A 26,155-nucleotide genomic window follows, 5' to 3' on the forward strand; every position below is an offset into this window, starting at 1 on the left:
GGATAGCCATGCATGAACCCCAGGCCTCTGGCCTTTCGCGTGATGATCTTGACGGCCTGATCGCCTGCCCCTATTGCGACCTGCTGCACCGGGTCGAGCCCCTGGAGCGGCATCGGCTGGCGCGTTGTTGTCAGTGCGGCGCGGCCCTCTACCAGGGCGGGCCGCTGCAGCTGGACAAGCTCATGGCCTGGTCGGTGACGGCGCTGGTGCTGTTGATCATCGCCAACAGCTTTCCCATCCTCAGGCTGTCCGCTGCCGGACGCGAGGCGGAGGTGAGCTTCTTCGAGGCGGTGCTCGGCTTTGCCGACCGGGAGATGTGGCTGCTGGCGCTGGTGGTGTTTCTCACCAGCATGGCCATACCCCTGTTTCGCATCGGCAGCCTGATGCTGGTGATTGCCCTGGCCTGGCTGGGACGGTTGCGCCCCGGCCGTCTGGCCCATCTGCTGCGCTGGCATGGCGAGCTGGGCCCCTGGAGCATGTTGGAGATCTACCTGCTCGGCCTGCTGGTGGCCCTGGTCAAGCTGCGCGACATCGCCCAAGTGATGCCGGGGCTGGCGTTTTATGCCTTCTTTCTGCTGGTGTTCGTGCTGGCCACCACGGCCACCCTGCTGGATCGCTTTCATCTCTGGCGCCTGGTGGCCCACCCGGAGCGGCTGCAATGACCCGGGCGCTGGATCAGGGCCTGGTGGCCTGCGCCATCTGCGCCACCCTGGATGCCCAGGGCCGCGCCCATTGTCAGCGCTGTGGTGCGCCCCTGCACCCGCGCAAGCCGGACAGCCTCGCCCGCAGCTGGGCCTATCTGCTGGCGGCCCTGGTGCTCTATCTGCCGGCCAATCTGCTGCCGGTGATGACGGTGATCTCCCTCGGCCGGGGCGAGCCCAGCACCATCCTATCCGGCGTGGTGCTGCTCTGGCACGAGGGCATGTGGCCCCTGGCCCTGCTGATCTTCGTCGCCAGCGTATTCGTGCCGGTGCTCAAGCTGATCATCCTCGCCTATCTGCTGCTCTCGGTGCAGCGTGCTTCCCTGGCCCGACCCAGGGACCGCACCCGGTTGTTTCGCCTGACCGAGTTCGTCGGTCGCTGGTCCATGGTGGATATCTTCGTCGTGGGCATCCTGGTAGCCTTGGTGCAGCTGGGCGAGGTGGCGCGCATCGAGGCGGGCATGGGGGCCAGCTTTTTCGCCGCCGTGGTGGTACTGACCATGCTCGCCGCCGAGGCCTTCGACCCGCGCCTGATCTGGGATCGCCTTGCCCCTAACTGACAGGACGCAGAGGATGCAGAGAAGCATGAGGCAGCCCCGTCGCCCGTCGCTTAGTTATTTCTCCAGTAATATGCGGTTTGTAACCACAAAATGAACGACTTACATGAGCTTGCCGCAAGCCCCTTGCAGACCAAACAGCGGGGGCCTTCCCTGATCTGGCTGGTGCCCCTGCTGGCGCTGTTGATCGGGGCCTGGATTGCCTGGCAGGACTGGAGCCAGCGCGGGCCGGAGATCGAGATCCTGTTTCAGGACGTCAAGGGCCTGGAGGAGGGCAAGAGCAAGATCCGTTACCGCAGCCTGGAGGTGGGCCTGATAACCGCCCTGGAGCTGACCGATGACCTACGCCAGGTACGGGTCCGCGCCCAGCTGAAAAAGGGCGCCGAACGCTACCTGTCCAGTGACAGCCGCTTCTGGGTGGTGCGCCCCCGGGTGGCCCTGGGCCAGGTCTCTGGGCTGGAGACCCTGCTCTCCGGCAGCTTCATCGAGATGGATGCGGGCAATGGCCAGGCCGATGATCAACGAGCCTTTGTCGGCCTGGAGCAGCCGCCGGCGGTGTCCATCCACGAGCCTGGACAGGTATTTGGCCTCTATGCCGACCGGCGCGGCTCGGTCTCCATCGGCAGCGGGGTGTTCTACCGTAATATTCAGGTCGGCCTGGTCAAGGACCTGAGCCTGAGGCCGGAGAAGCAGCGCGTGGAGTTCGAGATCTTCCTGCGCCAGCCGTTTGACCGGCTGGTAACCGAGAATACGGTGTTCTGGAACGCCGGTGGCTTCAACCTCAGCCTGGGGGCCGAGGGGGTGGAGTTGGCCATAGAGTCCCTGGAATCCCTGGTCAGCGGCGGCATCGCCTTTGGCCTGCCCAAGGGGGTGGAGGCCGGCGCGCCGGTGGCCGATGGTGCCTTGTTCGAACTCTATGCCTCGGAGACCCTGGCGGCCCGCCAGCGCAATCGGGAGAGCACTCGCTATGTGCTCTACTTTACCGATTCGGTGCGCGGTCTGGCGGTGGGGGCACCGGTGGAATTCAGCGGCATCCGCCTAGGCGAGGTGCTGAGCATAGGCGCCGAGTACGACAGCGACAGCCTGGAGATCCGCATCCCGGTGACCATAGAGATCGAGCGCGGTCGCTTCCGCCCCACCGGGGGCAACCCGGAACAGAGCGCGGATGAGCGGCTGGTGCTCCAGGCCCTGGTGGAGCGCGGCCTGCGCGCCTCGCTCAAGAGCGGCAATCTGCTCACCGGTAGTCAGTTTGTCGATCTGGTGTTCATGCCCGAATCCGATCAGCAGGCGGCCCCGGCCGGGGTGGAGCCGCCCCATCCGGTGATCCCCACGGTCTCCACCGGCTTCAATCTGCTGCAACAGCGCATCACCTCCCTAGTGGCGCGGCTGGATCAGCTGCCGATCGAGCGCATCGGCGCCAATCTGGACAAGTCCATGCTGGAGTTGAATACCTCCCTGGTCAGCCTGAACGCCGTGCTCAAGCCCTTTGGCGAGCGCTCCGCACCCATGGCCCAGGCCCTGGAGCGGACCCTGGAGCGTACCAGCAAGGTTATGGCCAGCGCCGACAAGACCCTCAACCCCAATTCCCAGTTGCAGACCCAGCTGCTCAAGGCACTGGAAGAGTTCAGCGCCGCCTCCAAGGCGATCCGCGATCTGTCACGCTTTATCGAACGCAACCCCCAGGCCCTGCTGCTGGGCAAGTAATGACTGTGAAACAATATTGCCGCCTGTCAATCTGGGAACCCCGAGCGCTGGCTAGGAGGTGCAACGGGGTAGCCATGTCCAACGGCAACCCCGGATTCCGCTGCACAGGGATGCGCGAGTGTCCCCTGGGGCACGGATGCAGGAGGTAGGACGACGCAGGATGCCAAAGCCGAGGACGCCGACAGGGACCGCTTCACTCCATCCGGCTACTTCTTCCTCATTCTTCTCTGTGATCTCGGCAACTGCTCCTGCGTTGCTCTACCTCCCCACATCCTGTGGGTCGTCTGTGTCTCTGTGGCTTAACTGAGGAATATAGGTTCAATGACGGCTAAGACAAGGGATCTACCCGACAGCAACGCGATCTCTGGCGTCGCATATCGGCTTGGCTTGCCCCATTTGCTGCTGGGCCGTCTGGCCGATGACTGGCTGCTGAAGGAGGCCGGTCATCTGCATTGGCAGGCGCTCTGCGCCGATCTGGCCACCCCTTCCCATGAGCTGAAAAACCAGCAAGGGCAGCGGCTGTTGTCCAGTTTTCTGCGTGTGCGCTATGAAAGCAGCGCGGGGCTGGATGGCTTTGGTGAAAACGATCTGCTGCAGGTGGCCGGGGCGCTGTCACGCTTTGGCGGTAACCGTTATCTGAGCGAGCTGAGATTCAGCTCGGCCGGGCAGGACATTCGCCTCAGCCAGATGACCTCCTTTGTCACGCGCGGGGCCAATAACCGGCAGATGGAGCCCTCGCAGCCGGCCGACATGGCCGCCTCCCAGGTCCGGCCACATGAGTCCATGCCCTTGTTTGGCGAGGAGTTTCACCAGCTGCGTACACGGCTGGAGGGCGGTTGCGCCGAGGCGGCCGGGTTCAGTATCCGCCTCAATGGCATCGACTCTGAGTTCAGCGACCAGGTCCTGTTTGAAACCCCCTACGAGATTATTCCGCACAGCGACCTCAATGCCCTGGGACTGCTCTATTTCGCCTCCTATGCGCGTATTCAGGATATCTGCGAGGGGCGTTACATCCGCAGCCAGGCCGGGCGCCTGCCGGGGGAGGGGGCTTGGCTGAGTGGCGCGGTGCCCCTGGCGCGGGATATTTTCTATCTGCGTAACTGTGATCCCGAGGACCGCATCCTCTACCGGCTCAACCGCTTTTCCATCGATGAGCATTCCCCGGATGATCCGCAGCGGATTGTGCTGCAGAGCACCCTGTACCGGCAGAGCGATGGCCAGCCCATTGCGGTCATTTTCAGCCTCAAGCAATGGCGTGCCAACCAGCAGGACAGCCAGCAGGTCATCCAGGCGGCCCTGCCGCCAGATGAGCGGCCAAAGGGGCAGCAGGGGCCGACTGCCTGCAAACTATCCGAGGCCGAATTGAGCGATCTGCTGGCGCAGGAGTTGGCGCGCCTCCTTGCTTGCAGCGCCGAGGACATCGACCGGGATGCCCCCTGGAGTGATTACGCCCTGGATTCGGTGCACCTGATGGAGCTGAGCGCGGCGCTGGCAGACAGGGCCGACATCCGCCTGGCCCCGACCGATTTGCTGGCGGTGGCCAGCACCCGGTGCCTGGCGCAGGAGGTGCTGGCGGGACAGACCGCCGAGACCGGCCCCGTCTTGTCAACGGAGGCCGGGACCATCAAGGCCAGCGAAAACCATGCCCAGGGTTCCAGTCACCTGGGTCCCCTGGTCAATCCCCGTGATGTGGCGGTGATCGGCCTGGCTGCCCGCTTGCCGGGGGCGGCGGATGTGCGTCAGTTCTGGCAGCAGCTGACCCAGGGGGTCGATCCCATCAGCGAGATCCCGCCCCAGCGCTGGGACTGGCGACCCTACTACGCAACCACGGGCGAGAAGGGCAAGACGCCGTCCAAGTGGGGCGGCTTCATCGCGGGGGTGGGGCGCTTTGACGCCGCCCATTTCAAGATCAGCGCGCGCGAGGCCCGGCTCATGGACCCGCAGCAGCGCCTGCTGCTGGAGGAGATCACCCGGCTGCTGGAGACAGCGGGATACGCCGCCTCACAGCTGGTGGGCAGCGATACCGGGGTCTATATCGGCGTATCCAACAGGGAGTACGACGACCTGCTGGCGGAGCATCAGGTGCCGGAGGCCTACAGCTCCACCGGCACGGCGCTGTCCATCATCCCCAATCGGGTGTCCTATCTGTTCGACTGGCACGGCCCCAGCGAGGCCATAGATACCGCCTGCTCCAGCTCCCTGGTGGCGGTGCATCGGGCGGTGCAAGCGATTCAGCAGGGCGAGTGCGCTCTGGCGGTGGCCGGCGGGGTCAACCTGTGCCTGACCCCCAAGCTGTTTCTGAGCTACGGCCATGCCGGTATGCTCAGCCCCAGCGGGCGCTGCCGCACCTTTGATAAGGCGGCCGATGGCTATGTGCGCGGCGAGGGGCTGGGCGTGATACTGCTCAAACCCCTGCAGCAGGCCCTGCGCGATGGTGACCCGATCCAGGCGGTGATCAAGGCCAGCGGCACCCGGCACGGCGGGCGCACCAACTCCCTGACGGTGCCCAATGTGCGCGAAGAGGCCAGCCTGATCCGCGATACCTGGCGCGCCTCCGGGCTGGACCCGCGCAGCATCGGCTATCTGGAGCTGCACGGCACCGGCACCCCCCTGGGCGATCCGGCCGAGGTCAACGCCATCAAGCTGGCCTTTGCCGAGCTGGATGAGGAGGTTGAGGAGCAGACCCGCGCCGCCGTGCCTGAGCCCCGCTGCTATCTCGGCTCGGTGAAGACCCATATCGGTCATCTGGAATCCGCCGCCGGCATTGCCGGGCTGATCGGCCTGATCCTGTCCCTGCGGCATAGATACCTGCCGGGCGTGCTGCACTTTAAACAGACCAACCCCCTGATCCAGCTGGAAGACACGCCCTTTGCCATCGCCAGTCAGGGGATGCACTGGTCGCCCTTGCTGGATGCCACAGGCCAGCCCTTGCCGCGCCGCGCCGGGGTCAGCTCCTTTGGCTTTGGCGGCAGCTATGCCCATGTCGTGCTGGAGGAGTTCCCGGCCCCGAACCCGGCTACCCAGGACCAGGCCCAGGCCGAAGCCCAAGCCGAAGCGGACGGCCCCGGTCTGTTTGTCTTCTCCTCTTACTCGGAGCCGTGCCTGCGCCAGGATCTGCGCCAGCTGGTCGATTTCATCGATGAGCAGCCCGGCCCCATCTCCCTGACATCGCTGTGCTACAGCCTGCAACTGGGCCGCGACCCGCGCCCGCAGCGCCTGGCCCTGCGGGTCGGCAGCCTGGCGCAGCTGCGCTCGGCGCTGGAGGAATTTCTCAGCACTGGCCAGCCCCCTGAGGGGATGTTGCAGGGCCTGGTCACAGGGCCCAGGGCGGTCGAGGCAGGCCCGGATGAGCGGGATTGGACAGCCCCCGATTACTGCGAAACAACAGGGGGGGTTGCCTCTCATCCTGGGAGCTCCGAGCGCTGGCTCGGAGGTGCACTGGGGCAGGCGTCGCCCTGTCTAACGGCACCCCCGGATTCCGCCCTTCGACAGGCCCTTCGGCAGGCTCAGGACACCGCTCAGGGCATCGCTTCGCTGCATCCGGGCTACGGGGCTGCCGAGTCCCGAGTCCCGAACCCTGAGTCCCGCAGCGGCCCAGAGCGGTTTCATGTTCCGGGTTGGCACTGTCCACCCCATGATCCTTGGACCGAGATTGCCAGACGCTGGCTGCAAGGCGAGAGCATCGATTGGCGTCGGCTCTACCCCAAACCACCGCCGCGCCTGGCCCTGCCGCCGCGTTGCTTGCAGTCCGAGGAATATTGGTTCAAGCCCTTTGGCAGTGCGGCCACGGGGCTCGGCGCCCCGCTGCAGGCCATCCAGCGACAGCTGGAGCTTGATCTGCAACAGGCGCAGGCCTATGAGGCCGAATTTGCCCGCCTCTGCGCCCTGGCCAGCCTGGGCCTGTTGCGCCGGGCGGGTTGTTTCCGGCGAGCGGGGCAGGCCCATGGGCTTGCGCAGCTGCGCCAGCGCCTGGGGCTGATCGACAAATATGAACGCCTGCTGCTGGCGCTGCTGCATACCCTGGTAGAGGCCGGCCTGCTGCAGCAGTTGGCTACGCCTGAGCCGGTATTCAGGCTCAGCGCCAAGGGCAAGGGCAGGGGCCGGGATAGCGAACCGGGCCGACTGGGGCGTTTAAAACAGGCCTTGATCCAGGCCCATCCCCGCGCCCAGGTGGAGGTGGAGCTGTTCTGGACCTGTCTTGCGCGTCTGCCGGAGGTGCTGCGCGGCCAGGTGCCCGCCACCGAGGTGTTGTTTCCCGATATGTCCATGGCCCTGTTGCAGAGTATCTACGACCAGGCCCCCTTTGCCCGCAGCTACAACGACTGGCTGGGGCTACTGGTGGCCGAGCAGGTTCAGGCCCGGCTCGGCCAGATCGATGGCCCCATCCGCATCCTGGAGATAGGTGCAGGCACCGGTGCCAGCACGGCAGTGATTCTGCCCCGGCTCAGGCCCTATGCCGAGCGGCTGGAGTATTTCTATACCGATGTCTCGCCGGCCTTTCTCAAATACGGTGCTGGCCAGTTCCGCGCCGACCATCCCTTTGTGCGCTATCAGATCCTGGACCTGGAGCGGGATTTTGCTGACCAGGGCTATGGGGCAGGGGGCTTTGATCTGATCCTGGGCACCAATGTGATCCATGCCGTGCGCCGCATCGATCAGTGCGTGGGTCGTCTGCGCCGCCTGCTCAGACAGGGTGGCTGCGTGCTGTTCAACGAACTGACCCAGACCCGGCCATTCCACCACCTGAGCTTTGCCCTGCTGGACGGCTGGTGGCTGTTTGAGGATCAGGGCTACCGCCAGCCGGACTCGCCCCTGCTCAGCCCCGAGGCCTGGCAGCGGCTGCTGCGGGAGGCGGGCTTTAACGCCATCCAGGTCAAGGGCCCGGCCGGGGCCTTTCAGCACCTGCTGCTGGGGGAGAACCCAGAGGCCGTTGCTGAACAGCTAGTCTTGCCCAAGGGACATGGAGCGGGCAGCGCCACCCCGGAACAGGAAACATCTCTTGGCGGCTGCGGGACTCGGGACTCGGTACTCGGCAAGGCCCCTGGCCCGGATGCAGCACAGCGATGCCCTGAGCGGTGTCCTGAGCCTGCCGAAGGGCCTGTCGAAGGGCGGAATCCGGGGTTGCCAGGGGAGATGCACAGCGACCCGCAGCAGCCAGGCGGACACGCCGCCGCTGATTTGGCCGCCCAACTGGAGCAGATCCTGTTGCAGGTACTGGAGCTGGAGCCGGGCAGCCTGAACCCGGAGCTGGCCTTTTCCGAATACGGCATAGACTCCATCCTGGCCATGGACCTGATCAAGCGCATCAATCAGGCCCTGGGCATAGGGCTGAACAGCACGGATGTCTTTGACTACCCGACGCTGCCGCGCCTGGCGCGTTATATCCAGGAGCGCTTCGACCCTGTAGTTACTGTGAAGGATTCGTCGCAATTTTCGAGTCCCGAGACCCGAATCCCGAGTCCCGCAGCGGCCTCGCCGCCAACTCAGGCACCAGCTCAGGCACCAGCTCAGGCAGCCCAGCCGGGCGACATCGCCATCATCGGCATGTCCGGCCGCTTTGCCGATGCCGATGACCTGGAGCAGTTCTGGCAGAACCTGTGCAACCGCGTCTGCAGCATCCGCGAGGTGCCGCCGGAGCGCTGGGATCACGCCCAGGTGTTTTCCCCTGGCGCGGTCAAGCCGGGCAAGGCCTATGCCCGCTGGGGCGGCTTTCTCTCCGGCGTTGACCGCTTCGACTCCGCCTTTTTCAACCTCTCCGGCCTGGAAGCGGCCTACATGGACCCCCAGCAGCGCCTGTTTCTGATGCAGGCCTGGCGCTGCCTGGAGGATGCCGGTTACGCCCCCGCCGCCCTGGAGGGCCAGCGCTGCGGTACCTACGTGGCCTCAGGGGACTCGGGTTATCTGGAGCTGATGGAGTCCCTGGGCCTGCCCAAGGTCGCCCTGTCCTATACCGGCAACGACCGCTCCATCCTGGCGGCGCGCATCGCCTACCTGCTCAACCTGCGCGGCCCGGCCATAGCGGTGGATACCGCCTGCTCCTCCTCCCTGGTGGCGGTCCACCTGGCGCGTCAGGCGATTCTGGCCGGTGAATGCGACATGGCCCTGGCCGGCGGCGTGTTTCTCACCCTCAGCCCCGGCTTTTTCGTGCACACCTCCAATACCCAGATGCTGGCCCCGGATGGCCGCTGCAAGGCCTTTGACGAACGCGCCGACGGCTTCGTGCCGGGGGAGGGCGCGGGCCTGGTGCTGCTCAAGGCCCTGGACAAGGCCCTGCAAGATGGCGACCCCATCCATGCCGTGATCAAGGGCTCAGGGGTGAATCAGGACGGCAAGACCAATGGCATCACTGCCCCCAGCGGCCTGGCGCAGACCGAGCTGGTGCGCTCGGTGCAGGCACAGGCCGGCGTCTCGGCGGACTCGATTCAGTTCATCGAGTGTCACGGCACCGGCACCCAGCTGGGCGACTATATCGAGGTCAATGCCCTGATCAACGCCTTTGCCCAGGACGGCGCGCGTAAAGAGCCTTGCTATCTGGGATCGGTGAAGCCCAACATAGGCCACACCGCCCTGGCGGCGGGGGTGACCGGGCTGATCAAGCTGGTCCTGGCCCTCAAGCACCGGCAGATACCGCCCAACATCCACTTCGAGCAGCCCAACCGGCGTATTGACTTTGCGGGCTCGCCCTTTCGCGTCAGCACCCAGCTGCGTCCCTGGCTGCGACCCGCCCAGGGGCGCAGGCGCGCCGCCATCAGCTCGTTCGGCTTCAGCGGCACCAACTGTCACCTGGTGCTGGAGGAGGCGGTGCCGCCGCCGACACGGGCCGAGGGGGATGCCGCTGCCCAGCTGTTTGTGCTCTCCGCCCGTGACCGGCAGCGGCTGCTGGCCTATATCCGCCAGTACATCGCCTTCCTGCAAGGGCCGCAGGCCGAGGGGCTGGCGCTGCGCGATCTGTGTCATACGCTGCAGCTTGGCCGTATCGCGCAAAAACAGCGTTTTGCCTGCCTGGTGGTGGATAAGCAAGCGCTGCTGCAGACACTGCGCAGCGCCCTGCAGCTTGACCTGCAACCGCCAGAACAGGGGCCGCGCTGGCATTGCGCCAAGGCCACAAAGCAGGCCCAGCCTAATGCTCAGGGAGCGGGCAGCGATACCCCGGAACATGAAACATCTTCCTCGCTACCTGGGGACTCGGCAGCCCCTGTAGCCCGGATGAAGTGCAACGGAATCCGGGGTGGCCACGCGCCACCGGAGAAGCCTGCCGCGCTGAACGACCTGGAGCACCTGACCGCCCACTGGTGCGCCGGTGGCGAGGTGGACTGGATGGCCCTGGCCGCGCCCGAGGCCCGGCGCGTACACCTGCCCAGCTATCCCTTTGCCGAGGAACGCCATTGGCTGCACGTCGAGCAGGCGCTTGCGCCGGGGATGGGGCAGGCCAGCGCCCATGCCCATCACGGTGCCAACATAACCGTCGCCCTGGAGCTGAGCCAGGATGCCTCTTATCTGGATGAACACAGACTCAGGGGCCTGGCCACGCTGCCGGCGGCGGCCTCCATCGGCCTGCTGCTGCGGGCGGCCGGGATTGCCGGTTATCGGGATGTTCAGCTGATCGAAGAGATCCACTGGCGGCGGCTGATCCAGCTGCGCCAGGCCCGCGAGACCCTGCTGTGCCGCTTCCATCTTGCCCCCTCGACCGCTCCTGGGATGGGGCTGGGGGAAGGGCGGCGAGTGCTCCCAGCAACGCCGACACTGCCGCCATCCCTGGCGGTCGCTGTCGAGCCAGGGGCTGCTGCCAAGTCCGAGGGTAATCGGCTGGGTTTCGAGATCAGCATGGCCGATGCCCCGGATCAGATCGCCATCAGCGGCCTGCTCAGTCTCGCGGCCCAGCCTGGCTCGGCGCAGGTGGAGGACCTCGCCGACCTGCAGCGCCTGTGCCCCGAGACGGCATCGGTAGAGGATTATTATCAGACCCTGGCCGACAACGGTCTGGCGTTTGGACCCAGCTTCCTGCGCCTGCAGCGGGTGATGACCGGGCCGGGTCTGGCCCTGGCACGGCTCAGCCCGGCGCTGAATCAGGTGCTGAGCCCCTCTGAGTTTGTGATTCACCCCAATCTGCTGGATGCGGCCTTTCAGACCCTCGACTGCCTGCGCCAATGCGCGGAGGTCCCGGATGGATTGGCTCGCCCGGATGCAGCGCCGCGCTTGAAGATCCCGCTGTTCGCCAAGGGCGTGCATATTTTCAGACAGCCCGAGGCGGCTGAGGCAGGGCCCGATGCTGGCCAGGCCGGCCAGGACCATTACAGCGTGGCCGCCCGGCTGCTGCATTGCGATGCACAGAGCTGCAGCGGCCAGCTCAGCCTGCTGGATGCCCAGCAGCGCCTGTTGCTGCATATCGAACAGCTACAGTTGCGCAGCCCGGCGGCGTTCAGACTGGATGCGGCCAGCCCGGACGTGGTCAGCCCAGACCTGACCGCACTGGAAGTCGGCCCCTCCTTCTGGGTCGATGACTGGCGGCCCCAGCCCTTGCCCCAGCCCTCGATCCAGCCGCCAGCCCCGTTACCAGACCCGTTACCAGCCCCGCTGCTGGTGATCGGCGACGATGGCTGGCTGCGCGGGCCGCTGTCGGCCGTGCCCGACTCCCTGGCCGCTATGCGCTTTGTGCGGCCCGCTGATCTGGCAGATGCCTTGGCTGTAGCAAGCGACTCCACTCCCTTGTACCTGATCCTGCAAGGCCGCCCGACCACTGAGCTGAGTGCGGCGGCGGCGCAGGCCAGCTATGCCGAGCTGTTGCAGCTGGCGCGTGGCCTGGCTCAGGCCCAGCCGCCGGGGCGGCCGATCCGGCTGCTGTATCTGCAGCCCTTGGCCGCGGAGGCCTCTGCTGACCCTGGTGCCGATTCTGCCTCGGGCGCTAAACCAGGCCCTGGCCTGGCCAGCGCCATCCATGCCGCCCTGCGCAGCCTGCAGCTGGAGCTGCCCCAGCTGGATGCCAAGCTGCTGGAGATCCCGCTCGCTGGCATCCAGGGCGCGCCGCTATTGGCGTTGATTGCCAGGGAATTGCAGGCCAGCGCGGACGGCGACTGGCTGGCCTACCCCGACCTGGAGCAACGCCAGCGCCACTATTGGCGCGCCTGGCGGCCGCAGACGGATGTATCCAACCTGATGCTGGATCGGCAAGACTGCCTGCTGATCACCGGCGGTGCCGGCCAGATCGCCCGCCACTGCGCCGCCTACTTCGCCCAGCGTTTTGCCTGCCGTATTGCCCTGCTTGGCCGCTCCGCGCCTACGCCTGATCTGCGCGGCTTGATGCAAGACCTTGAGGCCCAGGGCAGCCAGGTGAGCTATTTCCAGGCCGATCTGGCGGATAGGGCGCAGCTGCAAGGGCAGATCAGCGCCATCATCGAGGCCCTTGGCCCCATCAGGGGCATCATCCACTGTGCCGGGACGGTGCGCGACGCCGCCGCCAGCCAGAAGACCGATGCGCAATGGCAGGCGGTGTTCGCCGCCAAGGTGGCCGGCAGCCAGCATCTGGATCAGCTGACCTTGGACCAGCCCCTGCGCTTCTTCCTGTGCTGCTCCTCCATGGCCTCGGTGCTCGGCAATCTTGGCCAGAGCGATTACGCCTTTGCCAATGGCTATCTGGATGCCTGGATTGGCCAGCGTGAGCAGCGGGTGGCCCGTGGCGAGGCCAGCGGCATCAGCCGCTCCCTGTGCTGGCCCCTCTGGGCCGAGGGCGGTATGCAGGTGCCCCCGGCCAATCTGCAGCGCATGCAGAAATCCCTGGGCCTGCACGCCATGCCGACGCAGATCGGCCTGGACGCCCTGCTCCAGGCCTGCCAGGCCCCCGTTGCCCGCCTCTGGCTGCACTACGGCCAGCTGGAGCCGCTGCTGCGACAGCACGCCGACCTATTCGATGCAGGGGTTGGCGAGGGCCTTGGGGACTGGGCAGATTCCGTAGCCCGGATGCAGCGAAGCGGAATCCGGGGTGACTCTGCCCTGCACAGGAATGCGCACCTGTCCCCTGAGGCAGGATGCCGGGAGGGACCGAACCCAGAAGGCACCCTGCCGCACAGGCTGCTACAGCGGCTGATTAGCATAATCTCGGAGCTGCTGCGCATCGACGCCAGCCATATAGATGCAGATACGGATTTCAGCGAATTTGGCTTTGACTCCATCCTCTTTGCCCAGTTTGCCGAGCGGCTCAATCAGGTCCTTGGAATCGATCTCACCCCGGCCAATCTGTTTGAATACAACAGCCTGGAACAGCTGGCCGAGTATCTGCTGGGCGGCTTTGCCGATACCATCGCGCGGGCATTGCAGGCCGAGGCGCGGCCCGATCCGGCTATAACCGCTCAGACCAGCGCCCCCCCTCACACCCTGGGGTTGGGGGGAGGGCCTGGCCTTCGCCTGCTGGCAGGATATGACCCGGTGGCCGCGCAGGCGGCAACGGCCCGGGCCGAGCCCATCGCCATCATCGGCATGGCCTTTCGCTTCCCCGGCGCTGAGGATGCCCAGGGCTTCTGGCAGGGCCTGTGGGATGGACGCTGCTGGATTGGCGAGGTGCCCAGGGAGCGTTGGGACTGGCGCGAATACGCCGCCGAGGCTGGCGGCAGCGCGCTGCAATGGGGCGGTTTTATCCAGGATATGGATGCCTTCGACGCGGCCTTTTTCGGCATCTCCGAGCACGAGGCGCGGCTGATGGACCCGCAGCAGCGGCTGTTTCTGGAGCTGAGCTGGGCCGCGCTGGAAGACGCCGCCATTCGCCCCAGTAGCCTCTGGGGCAGCAACACGGCGGTGTTTGTCGGTGCCGCCGCCAGCGACTATCAGGAACTGCTGCAACGCCAGCAGGGTCCGCTGGATGCCCATATCGCCACCGGCCAGGCCCATTCCATCCTGGCCAACCGCATCTCCCACTTCCTCAATCTGCACGGCCCCAGTATGCCGGTAAACACCGCCTGCTCCAGCGCCCTGGTGGCAGTGCATCGCGCCTGTAGCGCCATCCGCAATGGCGAGGCCGATCTGGCCCTGGCCGGCGGGGTGAATTGCCTGCTCAGCCCCACGCCCTACCTGTATTACAGCAAGGCGGGCATGTTGGCCAAGGACGGCAAGTGCAAGAGCTTCGATGCCGCCGCCGATGGCTATGTGCGTGCCGAGGGCGGCGGTGCCCTGGTGCTCAAGCCCCTGTCCCGCGCCCTGGCCGATGGCGACCCTATCCAGGGCCTGCTGCTGGGCAGCGCGGAAAACCACGGCGGGCGGGTCAGCTCCCTGACCGCGCCCAATCCCCAGGCCCAGGCCCAGGTCATCCGCCAGGCCCTCAAACAGGCCGGCATTGGCCCGGACAGCATCGGCTACATCGAGGCCCACGGCACCGGCACCGCCCTGGGCGATCCGATCGAGATCAATGGCCTGAAGCTGGCCTTTGCCGACGGGGTACCGCCAGGTCCGGCCCATTGCGGCATAGGCTCGGTGAAGACCAACATCGGCCACCTGGAGACCGCCGCCGGCATCGCCGGGCTGATCAAGGTGCTGCTGTGTCTGAAGGCGCGCAAACTGCCGGGCAATGTGCATCTGCAAACCCCCAATCCCCAGCTGCGCCTGGACAACTCGCCCTTTTATCTGGTGCGCCAGCGCAGCGACTGGCCGCAACGGCCCGACCAACCCCTGCGCGCCGGGGTCAGCTCCTTCGGCTTCGGCGGCTCCAATGCCCATGTCATCCTGCAGCAGGCCCCGACCGCCGATGCCGCGCCGCTGGATGCTGTCCTTTCTACAGACCTTACTAAACAGGCACCGCTGCTGATCCTGCTCTCGGCCAAGGAACCGCAGCGGCTGGCGGATTACGCCCGGCGTCTGCTGCGCTTCCTGCAGGGGGATGCGGCCATCGATCTGAGGGATCTGGCCTATACCCTGCAAACCGGGCGCGAGGCGATGGAACATCGCCTGGCCCTGGTCAGCCACAGCCGGGCAGAACTGCTCGACCAGCTGCAGGCGATTGCCGATGGCGTGGAGGGCGCCGGTTCGATCCGGGGCCAGTGCGCGGCCAAGGCCGCCAAAGGGCCAGCAGTGGAGCCAGCAGTGGAGCCAGCAGTGGAGCCAGCAGTGGAGCAGGCGGTGGAGCCAGGGTTGGAGCTGGCCTCCGCTGGCCTGAGACAGATCGGCCAGCGCTGGTGTCAGGGCGTGGATTTCGATTGGGTCTTGCTCTATCCCGGCCCGCCGCCCAAGCGCATCTCCGCCCCCAGCTACCCCTTTGCCCGGCGGCGCTATTGGTGTGTGCCCGATCGGGGCCAGTTTCCGAGCCAGGCCCCCAGCAAGGCCGCCATGGCCGCGCCGGCTGAGCCCTCGGCCCTGCGGGCAGTCCGCCCGCATCAGGCCCAGGCCGGGCTGCGGCGGGATGACCTGGTCAGCGGTTTGCTGGAGCTGGTCAGCGCCATATTGGGACCGGGGCTGGGTCTGGATCAGGCTGCCGTGCAGGCCGATAGCCCCCTGCAAGACCTGGGGCTGGACTCCTTCGACCTGATCAACCTGGCCCAGCAGATCGAACAACGCTTTGCCCTCAAATGCAGCGGCAGTGAGATCTACCAGGCCGATTCCCTTGACCAATTGGCGACCCGGCTGGCGACACAATGGGCGACCCAATCGGCGATGCAGCCGCATTCAGCACAGGATTCGGCACCAAATCCGGCAATGGCATTCAGTCGCTGCCCCCTGACCCCGGCGCAGCAGGCCCTGTGGACGCTGCAGCAGGCCGATCCCAGCCTGAGCGCCTACAACATCCCGGCGGCCTATCGGCTTGGCGCGGCGGTGGATGGCGCGCGCCTGCAGGTGGCGCTGGATGCCCTGCAGCAACTGCATCCCTGTCTGCGGGCGCGGCTGGCTGGCGATACCCAGACGCCAGAGTTGCTGATCAGCGAGACGGCCTTGGCCAGTCTGCAACGGCAGGATTGGACTCATCTGGCGGACTCGGCGGACTCGGCGGCCCTGGTGGCCCATCTGCGCCAGCGGGTACAGCAGCCCTTCGATCTGCGCCAGGGGCCCTTGCTGCGCGCCACCCTGGCCCGGCTGAATGATGGCGATCAGCTCCTGCTGCTGGAGTTCCATCACCTGATCTGCGATGGCCAATCACACCAGCTGTTCACCGATCAGTTGCAGCGCCTGTACCGGAATCAGGGCCGGATCGAGGCCGATATGTGGCCCGAGGCGGATTTCAGCCAGTTCGTTCAGGCCCAGGCCGAGATGCTCGCCTCTGCGGCAGGGCGGCGTATGCAGGCCTTCTGGCTGGCGCAGCTGCGGCCACCCCTGCCGCTGCTCAATCTGCCCAGCGATTACCCCCCGGCGCAATGGCAGCCGTTTCGCGGGGCCCAGATCGAGCTGCCGCTGTCCGCTGCCCTGCTGCAATCCCTGGAGCGGCTGGCACGGGCCGAGCGCAGCAGCCTGTTCGCGCTCATGCTCAGCGCCATCGGCCAGCTGCTGCATCGGCATACTGGGGAGAGGGACATCATCATCGGCACGCCCTATGCCGCCCGGCCCCAGGCGCGGTTTCGCTCGGTGTTCGGCTACTTCGTCAACATGCTCTGCCTGCGCCTGCGGATAGACCCCGAGCTGAGCCCGCGCCAGCAGATACGCCAGACCCAGACCCTGGTGCAGCAGGCCCTGGCCCATGGCGACTACCCCCTGGCCATGCTCCAGGGGCAGTTGCAGTGCGACATGCGGCAGCTGTTTCGCGTGGCCTTCTATTTTCACAATCAGGCCAAGGATGGCTATCTGATCCCAGACCCCGATGGGCTATCCCTGCACTGGTTGCCGGAGATCCGCCAGCAGGGCGAGTTCGATCTGGTGTTCGACTATCTCAGCGTGCAGCAGCGGCTGTTCATCAAATACAACCCCAGCCTGTTCAGCCCGGCGAGGCTAAGGGCATGGGCCGAGCAACTGCACCAGCTGCTGCAGGCCATGGGGCGCGATCCTGATGCCCCAGCGGGCAGCGCCGCGCCCTGGCTCGGCGCTCTGTGCGCAGATGACCCGGTCTTGCCCGATGCCGATCCCGATTTGGGGCTTCCTGGCCTGCTGGAGCTGTTCCAGCGCCAGGTGGAGCAGAGACCGCAGGCCACCGCCCTGGTGTTTGAGGGGCAACAGCTCAGCTATGCGGCGCTGGATCGGCGCAGCCAGGCCATTGCCCAATGGCTTATGGCCCAGTTGGGGGACCAGTTGGGGACAGGACAGGAGAGGCGGATTGCCCTGTTTATGCGTCGCTCCAGGGATTTGTTGCCCGCCTTGCTGGGCATTCTGAAGGCCGGTGCGGCCTATGTGCCCCTGGATACTCAGTATCCGCCGCAGCGCATGGCCGCCATCCTGCAACAGGCCCAGGTCAGTGGCCTGCTGACCGATCGCCCCAGCCTGGCGGATTTGGTGCCGCTGGGCCAGGCAATGGCCGGTCTGCCCCGGCTGTTGCTGGAGGATTGCCCGGAGGTGGCCGAACTGGATTTGGGTCCGGGTCTGGATTTGGGCCTGGCCTGGCCGCAGATCCAACCCGATAGCATCGCCTATCTGATCTTCACCTCGGGCTCCAGCGGCGAGCCCAAGGGCATACCCATCTCCCACGCCAATCTGGCCAATTTTCTGCACGCCATGGCGCAGCGGCCCGGCCTGACGGCGACGGATTATGTACTGGCCCTGACCACCATCTGTTTCGATATCGCGGCCCTGGAGCTGTTTCTGCCGCTCACGCTGGGGGCCTGCGTTGAGCTGTTGCCCGCTGAGCTGGGCCGGGATGGGCTGACCCTGGCGCGCAAGATCGCCCAATCACCGGCCAGCCTGATCCAGGCCACCCCCGCCACCTATCAGATGCTGGAGGCGGCGCACTGGCAGGGCAAACCGGGGCTTAGGCTGCTGGTGGGCGGCGAGGCCCTGCAGCCGGGGCTGGCGGCGGCCTTGCTCGGCCGTGGCGCGGAGCTGTGGAACATGTACGGCCCCACCGAGACCTGCATCTGGTCCAGCTGTGGCCGGGTAGAAGACCCGCAGCAGATCGGCCTGGGCGAGCCCATCGCCAATACCCGGTTTTATCTGTTGGACGAACAGGGCCAGGCGGTGGCGGATGGCCAGGAGGCCGAGCTGTATATCGGCGGTGCCGGGGTCAGCCCCGGCTATTGGCAGCGGCCGGATCTCAGTGCCAAGGCCTTTGTGGCGGACCCCTTCAGCCCGGGCGGCAGGCTGTTTCGCACGGGCGATCGGGTGCGCCGCCAGCCCTCGGGTCGGCTGGAGTACCTGGGCCGGGTGGATGCCCAGCTCAAGCTGAACGGTTTTCGCATCGAGCCGGGTGACATAGAGCAGGCATTGCTCGGCCTTGGCGGCATAGAGCAGGCCCTGGTCTGTCTGCGCGAGGAGTCGCCTGAGCTGAAACAGCTGACCGCCTTTGTCGTCAGCCGCTCTGCCCTGGATAGCGATTGGATCAGGTCCGAGCTGGCCAAGACCCTGCCGGACTACATGCTGCCCTCGGCCTATGTACGCCTCGGTGCCATCCCCCTGACGCCAAACCGCAAGCGGGATCGCCGGGCCTTGAGCCAGCTGCCCCTGGCGCAGTTGTTGGCCGACTATTCCCCGGCCTGGTCACCAATGGCGACAACCCCTGGCAGCGGCGGCCCGAGCGGCGTCCAGTTGGCCGACCAGCCACCCGATCAGTCGGCCGATCAGTCGGCCGATCAGCAGGCCCGGCTGTGCGCAGAGCTGCAGGCGCTGGCCCAGTCTTGTCTCGACCTGCCGCAGCGGCCCGCCGCCGCGACCCATCTGGGCGAATACGGCTTCAATTCCATCCACTACACCCAGCTCTGTCTGCTGATCAACCGCCAATACGGCCTGGAGCTGAGTCCGCTGGTGTTTTTCCAGCACAAGAGCCTGCAGCGCCTGGCCAGCTGGCTGCTACAGACCCATGCCGCTGTGTTGGGGCGCTATTATAACCAGGCTGCTGCCGCATCCTCTGCCGATACGGGCGGGCAGGGCCGTCCAGCCCGGCTGGGCGAAGCGCGCCGGGCCGCTGGGCCAGACGCGGATGCCGATACCCTGGCCATCATCGGCATGGCCGCCCGGCTGCCCGGCTGCCGTGATCTGGATGCCTTCTGGCAGCAACTGCTGCAAGGACAGAGCCTGATCCGCGAGGTGCCGCCACAGCGTTGGGACTGGCGGCGCTATCAGGGCGATCCCAGCCTGGAGGCGAACCGCACCCGGGTGCGCTGGGGCGGCTTTATCGACGACGTGGATCAATTCGACGCCCGCTTCTTCAGTATCTCGCCGAAAGAGGCGGAGCTGATGGACCCCCAGTACCGCCTGTTTCTACAGTGCGCCTGGCAGGCCATGGAGGACGCCGGTTACTCCAGCCAGGCCCTGGCGGGCAGCAACACCGGGGTGTTTGCCGGGGTGACTACCTTCGATTATTTCGAACTCATCACCCGCAGCCAGGCCCCGGTGGAGACCCAGCAGGCCACGGGCAACTCCCGCGCCATGCTGGCCAACCGGCTGTCCTATTATCTGGACCTGCACGGCCCCAGCCTGACCCTGGATACCGCCTGCTCCAGCTCCCTGGTGGCGGTGCACCGGGCGGCGGAGGCGATTCGCCGGGGTGAATGCGCCATGGCCTTTGCCGGTGGCGTCAATCTCATGCTCTGTCCCAGTGTCATGATCAGCCTGGATCGGGGCGGCCTGCTCAGCGCCGATGGCATCAGCCGCCCCTTCGATCGGGCGGCCAATGGCTATGTGCGCGGCGAGGGGGTTGGCCTGGTGCTGCTCAAACCCCTGGCCCAGGCCCTGGCCGATGGCGATCCCATCCATGCCCTGCTGCGCTCCAGCGCCGAGAACCACGGTGGCCGCGCGGTCTCGCTCACCGCGCCCAACCCCGAGGCACAGACCGCCCTGCTGCTGGATGCCTGGCGTCGCGCCGGGGTGGCGGCGGATCAGATCGGCTACATCGAGACCCACGGCACCAGCACGCCACTGGGCGATCCCACCGAGTTCAATGCCCTGAAACAGGCCTTCGCCCAGGCCTATGCGGAGCAGGGTCTGGCGCATCCGCCCCGGCCACACTGCGCCCTGGGCGCGGTCAAGGCCAACATCGGCCACCTGGAGGCCGCCGCCGGCATCGCCGCCCTGATCAAGACGGTGCTGGTGCTGCGCCATGCCAAGGTTCCGCCCATTGCCCAGCTGCGCATGCCCAACCCGCTGATCGATCTGACCGACAGCGGCCTGATCCTGCCGCAACAGGCCATGGACTGGCCGCTGGCCGGGGCAAGGCGCTGGGCCGGGGTCAGCTCCTTTGGTTTTGGCGGGGCCAACGCGCATCTGCTGCTGGAGTCTTTCAGCCCGCCAGCGGCGGCGCAAGAACAGGCCGACCAGCCCCTGCTGGCGCTGCTCTCGGCCAAGGCGGCGGACCGCCTGATGCCCATGGCGCGGCAGTTGGCCGAGTATCTGGGGGGGCTGGGGCATCCGGCCCGAGCCGGGCTGTGCCTGGCGGATGTCGCCACCACCCTGCTGCGCGGGCGAGACGCCATGCCGCACCGGCTGGCCTGCCGGGTCGCCTCCCTTGCCGAGTTGCGCGCCAAGCTGCTGGCCTTCGCCCAGGGCGAGCCGGTGGCTGGCCTGTGGCACAGCGCAGAGACAGGGGGCATGGCCGATGTGGACGATTTGGCCACGTTGGCCCGGGCCTGGGTCAGGGGTGAGATCCAGGCCACAGAGGCCATGCTCGGCAACCGCCAGGGCCGACGCATCTCCCTGCCGGGCTATGTGTTTGCCCCCAGCCGCCACTGGCTGGCGCAGGTGGTGCAGTTGCCGAGCATGCCGCAAGAGGTGGGGCAGGGCCGCGTTGGGGCTCTGCAGCCGCCCGCTACGGGCACCTTTGTGTTCAGCGGTGATGCTGCCCACCCCATGGACCTAACGATCATGGGGCGAGCAGAACCATCCCGGAGAATGACCCTCTGCTCGCCCCTGATCGTTCCCTCTCCCCAACCCTCTCCCAGGGGGAGAGGGAGCAAACGAGGCTTCGCGACTTACACAGTAAATGTGCTGCTGGATGCCGAGGCCTTTTATCTGCGCGATCACCGGGTGGCAGGCCAGCGCACCCTGCCTGGCGCGGTGCATCTGGAACTGGCCCTGGCGGCCGCTCAAGGGCGGCTGGCGCAAGAGGTCTGCGGCATCCGCCGCTGCGTCTGGCAACAGCCCTTTAGATTGAATCAGGGGCAGGCGGAGCTGCATATCAGCCTGCAACAGAGCGAGGGCCGAGGGGGCTATAGGCTGGCATCCGCTGAGCCGCCGGGGCGGCTGTTCTCCCAGGGCGAGTTCCTGCTCGGGCCAGCCGGGCAGGCCGAGTCCCTGAACCTGGCGGCCATCCGCCAGCGTTGCGGTCAAAGGCTATCGGCCAGCGCGGCCTATAGCCTGTTCGAGCAGGCCGGCTTTGTCTATGGCCCCAGCCTGCGCGTGCTGCAGTCCCTGGCGGTGGGCGCCGATGAGGCCCTGTGCCTGTTGCAGCTGCCGACTGATTTGGCGGCAGAGTGGATGGCCGAGCCGGATGCCTTCATCCTGCATCCGGCCCTGCTGGACGGTGCCCTGCAGGCCATGATCGGCGTGCTGTTTCAGCGTGAGCTGAGTCAGGTCTATGTGCCCTATTCCCTGGGTGAGCTGCGCCGCTTCGCCCCCCTGCCGAGCCGGTGCTATGCCCATGTGCGGCTCATCGAGCTGGGGCCGGATATCCGCGCCCATATCCATCTGCTGGATGAGACGGGCAGGGTGCTGGTGCAGCTGAGCGATTATCGCATGCGGCCGCTGGCGGCCCTGCCAGGGTCAGGGCCGGGACCAGGGCCGGGATCTGAGCCGGAGCCGGAACCAAACGCGGCGGCCATCAGGCCCAGGGCAGGCCTGCAGCTGGTCCAGGCCCATTACTGTGAAGCAGCATTGCCGCCTGGCAATCTGGGGGCTCCGAGCGCTGGCTCGGAGGTGCAAAGGGTAGGCGTGGCCTTGCCCAGCAGCAACCCCGGATTGCGCTGCACTAGGATGTGCGAGTGTTCCGTGAGGCACGACTGCATGGATGCAGGAGGTAGGGCGACGCAGGATGCCAAAGCCGAGGATGCCGATAGGGACCGTTGCACTCCATCCGGGTTAGGTCTTCCTCATTCTTCTCTGCGTCCTTTGCGCTCCTTTGCGTCCTCTGCGTCCCATCGATTAGGAGATGTTTCATGTTCCGGGGTGGCCGTCTCGCCCCATGATCGTTGGGTCGATCAAGCCATAGATGACCCCTCAGCTTGGCCGACCGGGCCCCTGCTGCTGTTTGGCCCGGCGGCGCAGCTGGAACGGCTGCGCCCCGAGCTGCCGCAGACGGCCATTTGCATCGCCTACGCCAGCGCTGAGAGCCAGGTTGAGATCGACCATGAGATCGGCCATAAGATCGATCCACAACAGCCCGATGCCGTAACGGTGTTGTTTGCACAGCTGCAGTTGCAGGGCCTGCCCGCTGCCCTGGTGCTGCTGGCCTCGGCCGAGGCGGAGGATGGGCTGTTGCCCAGGGAGCTGCAACTGTGGATTCAGCTGGGGCAGTATCTGCTCAAGCAGCGCCTGCAGCGGCCCCTGCCTCTGCTCTATGTGTTGGATCATGGGAACGCCCTCGGCCCGCAGCAGGCCGCCATCGCCGCCTTTCTGCTCAGCCTGGCGCAAGAGCACGCCAAGCTGCCGGGCAAGTGCATCCAGCTCGACGCGGATAGCGACCTGGCACCCCTGCTGCGCGCCGAGCTTGGCCATCCCCGGTCCGGCGAGCTGCGTTACAGGGGGGGCAGGCGTCAGCTCAAGGGCTGGCGTTTTGCGCCTCCCCCGGCGGAAGAGATGGCTCTGCCGCTGCGGCAACAGGGGGTGTATCTGATCAGCGGCGGCGCGGGTGCCGTCGGCAGCCTGCTGGCGCAGCAACTGCTGGAACGGCTGAACGCCTCGGTGATTGTCTGTGGCCGCAGTCCTGCTGGTCATCCCCAGCTCAGTCAACGGCCGGGTTATGACTACCAGTGCGTCGATGTCAGCGACGCGGACGCGGTGACCACCCTGATCGAGCGGATCAAGGCGAAATATGGCACCCTGCACGGCCTGATCCACGCCGCCGGGGTATTGGATGACGCCTATCTGCGCGACAAGCCGATGGCGGCCTTCCAGCCGGTGCTGCGGGCAAAGATCAGCGGTCTGCGCCATCTGGACCGCGCCACTCAGGGCCTGGCACTGGATTTCTTCGTCTGCCTGTCGTCCCTCGCCGCCCAGCTGGGCTCCGCCGGGCAGACCGATTACGCCTATGCCAATAGGTTCATGGATGAGTACATGCAGCGGCGCGTGCGCCGGGCCGAGGGCCTCAGCCTGTCCCTCAACCTGCCCCTGATCGCGGCGGGCGGCATGGCCCCAAGCCCGGCCATGCAGGCCCATCAGGCCAGGCTGCTGGGGGCTGAGCCCCTGAGCAGCGACAACCTCTGGCGCGCCTTCAGCCTGGCCTTGGCCCATGCGGCCGCGACCACGGCAGAACCCGGCCCGCTGCTGCTGTTCCAGGCCGAGCCGCAACGGCTGGCGGCCTATCTGGGCATGGCAACGACCTCAGGGCTTGATGGGGAGCGCTTGACATCAACCGGACCGGACAGCTCCGCCCCGGAATATGAGGCCTCTCTTGCCGGCTTAGGGACTCGGGACTCGGGACTCGGGACGCGCTATTTGCCAGGGATGCTTCACAGTGATGAGCCATTTATGAACGACTGCAAGCCTGCACTAAAACAGACCCTGCGCGCCCTTGTCGCCGACCTGCTGCACCTGGATCTGGGCGAGATCGAGGAGGATGTGGAACTCTTTGAATACGGCTTTGATTCCATCAACTTTGCCGAATTCTCCAACCTCCTCAACGACCGCTTCGGCCTGGGCCTGAATCCCTCGATCTTCTTCGAATACCCGACCCTGGCCAGCCTGGCCGCCGGTCTGCTGCAAGACCATGCCGCCGCCATGCAGGCCTATTTTGCCGGCCAGCCGGGGAGCCCGTTGGAAGGGCAGCATGAAAGCACGGGCCCGGTAGGCCAGCCTTTGTCTGGCGGCGATCCCGGATGGCGTTGCGCGCCAGCCGGGCCAGCCTCGGCCCCTTGTCTAGGCCCTGAGGTCCCTGAGGCCCCTGCGGTCTCTGGCCAGCGCGATGAACCCATGGCAATCGCCATCGTCGGCCTGGCTGCCCGGCTGCCGCAAGCGGTCGATGCCGAGGCCTTCTGGCACAACCTGCTGCAGGCACCGGACATGATCAGCGAGGTCCCGGCCGAGCGCTGGGATTGGCGCCGGTTTGCCGCCGAACAGGGTCTGGAGCAGGCCATAGCCCCGCGCTGGGGCGGCTTCATGCCGGATATAGATCAGTTCGATGCCGGCTTTTTCCGCATCTCTCACCGCGAAGCGCGCCTGATGGACCCGCAGCACCGGCTGTTTCTGCAGTGCGCCTGGCACGCCATCGAGGACTCGGGCACCGATCCCGAGCGCCTGCGCGGCAGCGATCTGGGGGTGTTCGTCGGCGTGTCCAGCAGCGAGTACGCCCGCCTGCTGGATATGCAGGGCGAGGCCTTCGACCCGCATATCGCCACCGGACTGGCCCATTCCATGCTGCCCAACCGCCTGTCCTATCTGCTGGATCTGCACGGGCCGAGCGAGGCCCTGGATACGGCCTGCTCCAGCTCCCTAGTGGCCCTGTGCCGGGCGCTGGATGCCCTGCGCAACGGCGATTGCAGCGCGGCCCTGGTGGGCGGGGTCAACCTGATGCTCGACCCGGCCATCAGTATGCTGTTCGAGCAGGGCCGCATGCTCAGCCCGGACGGTCGCTGCCGTAGCTTTGACGCGCAGGCGCAGGGCTATGTCAGGGGCGAGGGCATAGGCCTGATCTACCTCAAACCCCTGCGCCAGGCCGAGGCCGATGGCGACAGGATCTATGCCCTGGTGCGCGGTCATGCGGTCAACCACGCCGGGCGTACCCAATCCATCACCGCCCCCAGCGTCAACGCCCAGAGCCAGCTGATCATCAAGGCCTGGCAGCGCAGCGGTCTGGACCCGCGAACCGCCTCCTACATCGAGACCCACGGCACCGCCACCGCCCTGGGCGATCCGGTGGAGATCAATGCCCTGAAAAAGGCCTTCCAGACCCTATACCGGCAGGCCGATGGCCAGGGGCCGACCAGTCCGCGCTGCCTGCTCGGCACGGTCAAGGCCAATATCGGCCATCTGGAGGCGGCGGCGGGCATCGCCGGGGTGATCAAGGTGTTGCTCGCCATGCAGCGGCAAACCCTGCCTGGGCACCCGCATTTTCAACAACTCAATCCCTACATCTCCCTGGAGGGCAGCCCGTTTGAGATCCTGACGCAGACCCAGCCCTGGCCGCGCCTGCAAAATGCCGATGGCGCGGAGATCAACCGCCGCGCCGGGGTCAGCTCCTTCGGCTTTGGCGGGGTCAACGCCCATGTCGTGCTGGAGGAATACCGAGCGCCGTCGCTCTCTATCGCCCCTGAGTCGGCCAGCCAGATGGTCTTGCTGTCCGCCAAGGATCAGCAGGCCCTGCGCGATTATGCCCAAGCCCTGCATGGCTACCTGGACAACCACGCCGATCTACCCCTCTCGGCCATTGCCTACACCAGCCAGGTGGGGCGTCCGGCCTTCGGCCAGCGCCTGGGCATCCTCTGTGACTCCCTGGCCCAGTTGCAGGAACGGCTCAATGCCTTTGTGCACGGCGGCGCGGCGGCGGAGGCCGAAGGCGTCTATTATGCCGACCCGCCAGGGGATAGGCTGCACGGCCTGTTGCTGGAGGACGAAGACGCCCAGGACGTGCTCAAGCAGACCGCCCTGCGCTGGTTTTCCAAGGGCAAGCACGCCAACCTGCTCAGGCTCTGGGTGCAGGGTGCCGATCTGGACTGGTCGGCCTGTTACAGCGAGCCCAAGCCCAGGCGCATCTCCCTGCCCGGCTATCCCTTCCGCAGGCAGCGCCACTGGATCGAGCCCCAGGGTCTGGACCCAGAGCAAGGCACGGCCGAGCCCGAGCCGCTGAGCGATCTGGCGCTGAGGCACTACCTGAAGAAGATCGAGAACGGGCAGGTCCCCGCCGACCGATTGGATAGCGCGGATATTGCCGACGAGGCCTTGCTGGACTATCTCAAAGAGATGCAAGACCAGGCGGGTGCGGCGGAGTGAACCTAACGC

General features: G+C 66.5%; 4 protein-coding genes. All 4 read left to right on the forward strand.

The genetic code is table 11. From position 1 onward, the window contains the following. The first annotated feature begins 8 nt into the window (after window positions 1-8). The 4 genes from D5125_15220 to D5125_15235 all read left to right on the forward strand — a co-directional run bounded on the left by D5125_15220 (window position 9) and on the right by D5125_15235 (window position 26,146). A complete protein-coding gene (locus tag D5125_15220) occupies window positions 9-662 on the forward strand; it encodes a paraquat-inducible protein A (protein ID QFY90707.1) in 654 nt (217 codons plus the stop codon). Further along, complete coding sequence (locus D5125_15225) at window positions 659-1,261, forward strand: paraquat-inducible protein A (GenBank protein QFY90708.1); 603 nt, start codon at window positions 659-661, stop codon at window positions 1,259-1,261. Before D5125_15220 ends, D5125_15225 begins: the two co-directional genes overlap by 4 nt. A 90-nt stretch (window positions 1,262-1,351) precedes the next feature. Continuing rightward, window positions 1,352-2,962 (forward strand): MCE family protein, encoded by a 1,611-nt coding sequence (locus D5125_15230; protein ID QFY90709.1) that lies wholly within the window; start codon window positions 1,352-1,354, stop codon window positions 2,960-2,962. Window positions 2,963-3,283: 321 nt separating this feature from the next. Beyond that, entirely contained in the window at window positions 3,284-26,146 is a 22,863-nt protein-coding gene (locus tag D5125_15235; protein QFY90710.1) for an amino acid adenylation domain-containing protein, read from the forward strand. Window positions 26,147-26,155: the final 9 nt, after the last annotated feature.

Origin of the sequence: gamma proteobacterium SS-5, assembly GCA_009497875.2 — a bacterium.
GTDB classification, from domain to species: domain Bacteria; phylum Pseudomonadota; class Gammaproteobacteria; order Chromatiales; family Chromatiaceae; genus Magnetovirga; species Magnetovirga frankeli.